The sequence below is a fragment of the Mycobacterium sp. genome, from assembly GCF_035274705.1.
Classification (GTDB): Bacteria; Actinomycetota; Actinomycetes; order Mycobacteriales; family Mycobacteriaceae; genus Mycobacterium.
Genome location: NZ_DATENY010000066.1, coordinates 25,878 through 32,459, shown reverse-complemented (window position 1 = coordinate 32,459; position 6,582 = coordinate 25,878). Strand labels below are relative to the sequence as shown.

Sequence of the window (6,582 nt, the reverse complement as noted above, 5' to 3'; positions counted from 1 at the left end):
CATGAACCACGCTCGGCGATACCGCGGATGTTCCATTGCTTTTCATTGGCTTGTCTCAGCTCGACCAACCGCCGCTCGGCGAGATAGAACAGCGTGGCCGTCAGCCCGTTCTTCGGCACGCTCTCAGTGCGGATGTATTCGGACTGCACCGGCCCCAGCCCCGGCGGTGGGGCGTATTGCAACGGGAACCCAGGCGGTGGTTCCACCGTCGTGCGGTACCAAAGGAACGCGCCGAGCCCGAACAACACCGTGAGCCCTGCGACCCACGTCGCACCCGTCAAAGACTGCCCCAGGATGCGGTCCCAGGTGTACGGCCACGGCAGACTGATCCGCGCCGGCGTAGGAACGTCCACCCCCGCGCGAACGGTCACCGGCGTGCGCGGTGGCAGGTTCGTCGCGGACAACTCGAGCTTGTCTCCGCTGACGTTCAGATCGCGGCAGGCGCGGCCCACTCCATAGCCGACTGAACACTGCGCCCCAGATACGTTCCCGGGCAGCGTGATCGAGATGTCGGCCCGGTCAATTCTGTTGTTCCACGACGGCGCGATGACGTTCCAGAAGAAGGTGGACGTCGAGTTGGGGTCGCCGGTCCGTTGGGCGAACACCTTGTCGGCGCCGGTGTTGCCGGGGTCGAGGACACCGGGGATGGTGTAGCGGATCTCGAAGACGTGGGTACCCCAGTTCAGCGTGCGTCCCGCTTCGCCGATCTTGGCGACCCTGAACCGCTCGCCGTCCTCCCACAGCATCTGATACGTGACGGGCTCGCCATCGAGCAGAATCGACGTGATCTCGGGCGTTTGCCGGACATGCGGACTGTTCGGGTTGGCGACGTCCCAGTAGCGGAAGATGCCGTGGCGGCCGCCGGGGAATTCGGCGGTAATCGTCTCGACCGCGTCGAGCCGGCCGTCGGCGTTGACGACGAAGTCCGCCTTGTAATTGCTGAACACCACCGGGTCGTCGACGTCGGAGGCTTGCGAGCCGCCGCTGAAAACCAGCGGCCACAGCACTCCAAAGGCGATGAGCGCCAAAGGGATCAGCCACTTCAACACTCGCCGCATGCCCACCTCCTTCGCCGCGCGACGCGCGACGTCTGCATTACCCTATGTGCAACGGGTCAATTTGCACACGAGACGGCTCCTGATCGTGGCGCGCGCTGAGCACAGCGGTCGCCCGTCGCAGTGCCGCGGCAAGTGCAAGGCCACCGTCGCGCGGCACCCGCACCAGCATCCGGTTCACCGTTCCCTGCGCAGGGACGCCGGGCGGCCGGCGAGCTCCTGTGGGCAGGTCGACGGGCCCCAGCAGCTGTGCCGCGTCGGGCAATTCGGCGGTGTCGAGCAGGGCGTTCACCGCCGCCGGCGTGCCGTCGATCGCGGCGATGTGCACGGCAGGCGGCAGGCCGACTTCGGCGCGTGACTCGAGTTCAGCTTCCGCGTGGCCGACGGGGTCCCAGCGGATCAACGATTGCACCGTCGGAATCGCGGACTCGGCGACAACCGCGACCGTGCCGCCGTCCCCGCGGCTGCGTACCAGTGCCGTTGCGGCCATCCACCGCCGCAGCGTGTCCTCGGCGGCGCGCAGGTCCTGACGTCCGAGCAGGGCCCATGCGTCGAGCAGCAGCGCCGCGCCGTAACCGCCGTCCGCGACGGGTTCGGCCCCCGGGGTCGCGACGACAAGGGCCGGTTCGTCGGGCACGGCGGCCACCATCGCGTCGCCGCCGGAGGTGATCACGGTGGCGCCGGGAAACGTCCGGCCGAGTTCCTCGGCGGTGCGACGGGCACCGACGATGACCGCCCGAACTGCATCGGAACCACAACGGGCACAACGTAATTGCGCCTCTTCACGGCCACACCACCGGCACACCGCCCAACCCGCGCCACGGTCTGGCAGCGACAGCGGACCGGTGCAGTGCCGGCACCGCGCGATGGTTCGGCAGCGGCCGCAGGCCAGCGCAGGTATGTAACCACGCCGCGGCACCTGGACGAGGACCGGCAGACCGGCCTTTAGCGCGCTTCCCGCGGTGCGCAGCGCCACCGACGGCAGCCGGGCGGTGTGCGCCGCGGGGTCACGTTCCTGCTCGTGGCCGCTGTCGTCGAGGGCGATGACGCGTGGCGACGCGGCACGCACGACGGGCCTCGGAGCGACCAGATCGTGCGCCCACCGGCTGCTGACCAGCGCCTGGGCCTCCGCGGTGCGGGCATACCCTCCGATCAGCGCCGCACAGCGCAGTTGATGCGCGCGCAGCATCGCCACTTCACGGGCGTGCGGGTAGGGCGCGCGAGGCTCGGCGAGCGTGTCGTCGCCGTCGTCCCACACCATCACCAATCCGAGGTCTGTCACGGGTGCGAACACGGCGCTGCGCGTCCCGATGACCAGCCTGGCACCGCCGCGCAGCACGGATAGCCAGCGGCGGTAGCGCTCCGCGGGCCCGAGCCCGGCCGACAGCGCGACCACTCGCGAATCGTCGACGTGCGCTGCGGCGGTGGCGTACAGCGCGTCCACATCGCGCTGGTCGGGCACGATCGCGAGCACTCCGCGTCCGGAGTTCACCGTCACCGCGGCCGCCTCGGCGAGTCGGTCGGTCCATCGCTCCCCCGGCAACGCCTGCCACACTGCGCGGGCCGCGCGACCGTCCCGCAGGGCGGTCAGGAACTGCTCGCCTTGCCCGTATCGCGCCCATGCGGCGGTGTCCACCGGTTTGGCCACAAGCGGCGCCAGCTCCGCGACCGGTTGCTTCTCGACGTTGGCATGTCGCGGCGGCACCGCCAGCCGCAACACGTCGGCCCGGGTGCCGGCATACCGCGCCGCCACCGCGTCGACCAAGCGGCGCACCTCCGGCGTCAGCACCGGCTCGGCGGACACCACCCGGTCAAGCCAGCCCAGCTTGCCGACATGGTCTGTGTCCGAGCGCCTTTCGAGGACGAATGCGTCGACGAGTCTGCCGTGGAATCGCACCCGCACGCGTACGCCGGGCTGCGCGTCGTCGGACTGGTCGGCCGACACGAGGTAGTCGAATTCGCGATCCAGATGCGGCACCGACAGCATCGGCAGCACACGCGCGATCGGCTCGTGCTCGGCCTGCTGGCGGGTGGTCGTCACTTAAGAAGCTGTAGCAGACGGCACAGACGCGCGGCCGACGAAGAATCCGGCGGTGATCAGCAGCGCTCCACAGGCGGCGACCGTGACCGCGGCGGCCGTCAATCGGGGCCCAGAGGGTGCTATGAGCGGGATCAGCGCGGCCAGGAAACACAGATGCGCGACGAGGAAAGCCGCCAGGCCCAGCACGAAAGACGGTGTCCACCACGGGATCGCCAATAGGAAATCGCCCGCCGCCGAGAACAGCAGCGCGCCGATCAGCCAGCCGCGCTCACGCGCGATCGGGTGGGCCAGTGCGGCGGCGGCGAGCAATACCGCCGGGAGGGCCCTGATCGCCGGCTGCAGCGAGAACTGGCCGGTGAGCTCGGCGCCCGGCGGCAGGCGCAGCGCTGTCACCACGAGGAATAGCCCGTAGCCCACTCCGGCGAGCGCGGCTGACACCCACAATCCTGTGGTGCGGCGATGTGCGTACGGTGTCCGCATGTCCGTCGCTGAGGAGAAGCCCGCCAGCCCGAAAGCCCTAGACGCCATCCTGCAGAAGGTACTTGAGGCCATTCCGTTTCAGTTGACAACCGACGGAGGTGTCGAGGCATCGCGGCAGCGGTTCCGCGACTTGCCGCGGCGCGAGGTCCATCCCGATGTGCGTACCGAGGACCGCATGATCGAAGGGCCGGCCGGGCCGATCCCGATTCGGGTGTACCGACCGCCGCGCACAGGTGATGACCGGCCACCCGTCGTGGTGTATCTGCACGGCGGAGGATGGTGCATCGGCGATCTCGATATTTATGACGGCGTGGCTCGCGAACACGTGGTCGGCGGCGACGCGGTCGTGGTGTCGGTAGATTACCGACTGGCCCCCGAACACCCGTACCCCGCCGCGGTCGAAGATGCTTGGGCCGCAACGCAATGGGTGGCTGCCCACGCCGCGGAGCTGGGTGCGGACGGCGACCGGCTGGCCGTCGCAGGCGATTCGGCGGGCGGAAATCTGGCTGCGGTGATGTCGCAGCTGGCGCGGGATACAGGCGGTCCGCCGATTCGCTTCCAGCTGTTGTGGTATCCGGCGACGACGTGGGACACGTCGCTGCCGTCGTTCAGCGAGAACGCGGACGCGCCGGTTCTGGGAACCAGTGGCGTGAAGGCGTTTTCTCATTGGTATGTGGGCGACATGGACCTGTCCGATATGCCCGCGACTCTCGCCCCGGCCCGGGCCGCGGATCTCGCGGGACTGCCGCCCGCGTACATCGGCGTCGCCGGTTATGACCCCCTGCGCGACGACGGCGCCCGATACGCGGAGTTGCTGACCGCAGCGGGTGTGCCCGTCGAACTGCACAATGCCGAGACGCTCATTCACGGGTACCTGGGCTATGCGGGTGTGGTGCCGGCGGCGACGGAAGCGACCGAACGTGGATTGTCAGCGTTGCGTGCCGCGCTAACGTAAGGCAATGACAGACCCGACAGCGCGGCCGGGCATCGACCCAGCCATGCAGGCCCTTCTGGATGCATTCCCGTTCAAGTTCACCGCCGATGACGGTGTCGAGGTGGCTCGCGAACAGATGAGGCAACTCCAAGCACCGCCAGAACTCCTGCCCGAGATGCGAATCGAAGAACGCACGATCGGCTATGGAGACATCAGCGACATTCCCGTCCGGATCTACTGGCCGCCGATCGCGCAGCACGACAACCTGCCGGTGGTCGTCTTCTATCACGGCGGCGGCTGGTCGATCGGCGACCTGGACACGCACGACCCTGTGGCCCGCGCACACGCCATCGGAGCCGAAGCCATCGTGGTGTCGGTGGACTACCGGCTCGCACCCGAACACCCATGGCCGGCCGGCATCGACGACTCATGGGCAGCACTCCGCTGGGTCGGCGAACACGCCGCCGAATTGGGCGGCGACCCAAACCGCATCGCCGTGGCGGGCGACTCGGCGGGCGGGAACATATCAGCGGTGATGGCGCAGCTCGCCCGTGATCAGGGCGGGCCACCGCTGGTCTTTCAGCTGCTGTGGTACCCGTCGACGACCGCCGACATGACGCTCCCGTCGTTCATCGAGAACGCCGACGGCCCGATCCTGGATCGCGACGTCGTCGCGGCGTTCCTGCACTGGTATCTGCCCGACACGGATATGAGCGAGCCGGCGAAACTTCCGCCCACGCTGGCACCGGCCAACACCGCGGACCTCTCGGATCTGCCGCCCGCATTCATCGGCACCGCCGAACACGACCCGCTGCGTGACGATGGCGCCCGATATGCTGAGTTGCTCAGCGCTGCAGGCGTTCCCGTGGAACTGCGCAATGAACCGACCTTGACGCACAGCTACATCAGCTTCGCGTTGGTCGTACCCGCGGCGGCCGAGGCCACCAACCGTGGGCTGGCGGCGCTCAAGGCCGCACTTCACCGCGGGTAGGCGCTCGGCGGCACACCGTGCCATCGCTTGAACGCATGGCAGAACGTCGACGTGTCGGTGTAGCCCAACCGCTTCGACACTTCCTCGACAGTGAGGCCGACGTTGCACAGCAAGTCGACGGCCAGCGTCGAGCGAGCCTCGTTGAGCAGCGCGCGAAACGACGTGCCTTCGTCGGCGAGCTGACGCCTCAGCGTGCGCGGATGCACGTCGAGTTCAGCAGCGACGTCGGGCAGCGCCGGGAAGCGGCCGGATTCGCGAAAGAGCTTGGAGCGCACCACCGCGGTGATGCCACGCCGTTGTTCGTTGCGCTGCATCAGCACATCGCATTGCGCGATGCACGTCTGCAATGTGTGGCTATCCGCCTTCGGCAGTGGCTCGTCGAACATCGCGCGCGGGAAATACAGACGGTTGTGCGCACGGCCGAACTCTCTGTTCACCTCCGGCAAGAGCGCAAGCAGCGGGGCGACGACCTCCTTGTCGAGGGTTGCCTCGACCGTCACCTGATCGGCATATCGCGCAACGACCGAAAGCGCGAATTCGCTGACGGTCATGACGATGCTTGCGACGTCACGCTCGAGGAAGAAGCCGCTGACATCGGCGGGCAGATGGTCCACGTCGAATTCGAGTACGCAGCTGCCGGCTCCTTCGAACAGCTTGACGTCGATGTTCAGCATTGTCAGCGAGAAGTAGCGCATCGAGACGTCGAAGAGTTCGCGAAAGGTCGCACATGACATCGCCGCGAAACCGAACAAGCCAAGGTGGGTCAGTCGGTACCTGCTGCCTACATCGATGCCGAGGCCGACGTTGTCAGGGAGCAGGGCCAGAAGCCTCCGCACCGCGACGATCTCATCCGATGCCGTGATCACCGCCTCTGGGTCGTCGAGGTCACCCGGCGCAATTCCGGTGCCCGCGAGGATGTCGGACGTCGCGACGCCGCGCTCGTTCGCGACCTCGCATAACAGCCTGGTCGCGTATATCGGGTGCCGAAGGTCGGGCGACCATGTCGTCGGTGCCATGTGTCCCAAACTCCCAACTCTGCGTCCGATAGTCCCATTCCGGATCCGCACTGTCACTCTTACCG

Annotated in this window: 5 protein-coding genes and 1 pseudogene; 2 read left to right on the top strand and 4 right to left on the bottom strand. The window is 67.8% G+C overall.

Annotated features, from left to right (window positions below; genetic code table 11):
- The 3 genes and pseudogenes from VJV41_RS15655 to VJV41_RS15645 form a co-directional block, all read right to left on the bottom strand.
- On the bottom strand, positions 1 to 1,058 hold a 1,058-nt coding region (locus tag VJV41_RS15655), incomplete at its 3' end, for a DUF2207 domain-containing protein (RefSeq protein WP_325335248.1).
- Positions 1,059 to 1,095: 37 nt separating this feature from the next.
- Complete coding sequence (locus tag VJV41_RS15650; protein WP_325335247.1) at positions 1,096 to 3,096, bottom strand: primosomal protein N'; 2,001 nt, start codon at positions 3,094 to 3,096, stop codon at positions 1,096 to 1,098.
- Between the two features lie 54 nt (positions 3,097 to 3,150).
- Positions 3,151 to 3,576: pseudogene (locus tag VJV41_RS15645) on the bottom strand (lysoplasmalogenase family protein); the annotation flags it as partial.
- Between VJV41_RS15645 and VJV41_RS15640 the strand changes: the two are divergent.
- Both VJV41_RS15640 and VJV41_RS15635 read left to right on the top strand, forming a co-directional pair.
- Entirely contained in the window at positions 3,575 to 4,531 is a 957-nt protein-coding gene (locus tag VJV41_RS15640; protein ID WP_325335246.1) for an alpha/beta hydrolase, read from the top strand. The pseudogene VJV41_RS15645 and the gene VJV41_RS15640 overlap by 2 nt on opposite strands.
- A gap of 4 nt (positions 4,532 to 4,535) precedes the next feature.
- Positions 4,536 to 5,501, top strand: coding sequence for an alpha/beta hydrolase (locus VJV41_RS15635; protein WP_325335245.1), 966 nt, complete (start codon positions 4,536 to 4,538; stop codon positions 5,499 to 5,501).
- On the opposite strand, the gene VJV41_RS15630 is transcribed toward VJV41_RS15635, so the two are convergent.
- A complete protein-coding gene (locus tag VJV41_RS15630) occupies positions 5,489 to 6,526 on the bottom strand; it encodes an AraC family transcriptional regulator (protein WP_414684967.1) in 1,038 nt (345 codons plus the stop codon). The genes VJV41_RS15635 and VJV41_RS15630 overlap by 13 nt on opposite strands.
- Positions 6,527 to 6,582 lie beyond the last annotated feature (56 nt).

Coding starts and splice junctions, on each gene's coding strand:
- VJV41_RS15635 (WP_325335245.1), top strand. CDS start 4,536: ATGACAGACCCGACAGCGCGGCCGGGCATCGACCCAGCCATGCAGGCC.
- VJV41_RS15640 (WP_325335246.1), top strand. CDS start 3,575: ATGTCCGTCGCTGAGGAGAAGCCCGCCAGCCCGAAAGCCCTAGACGCC.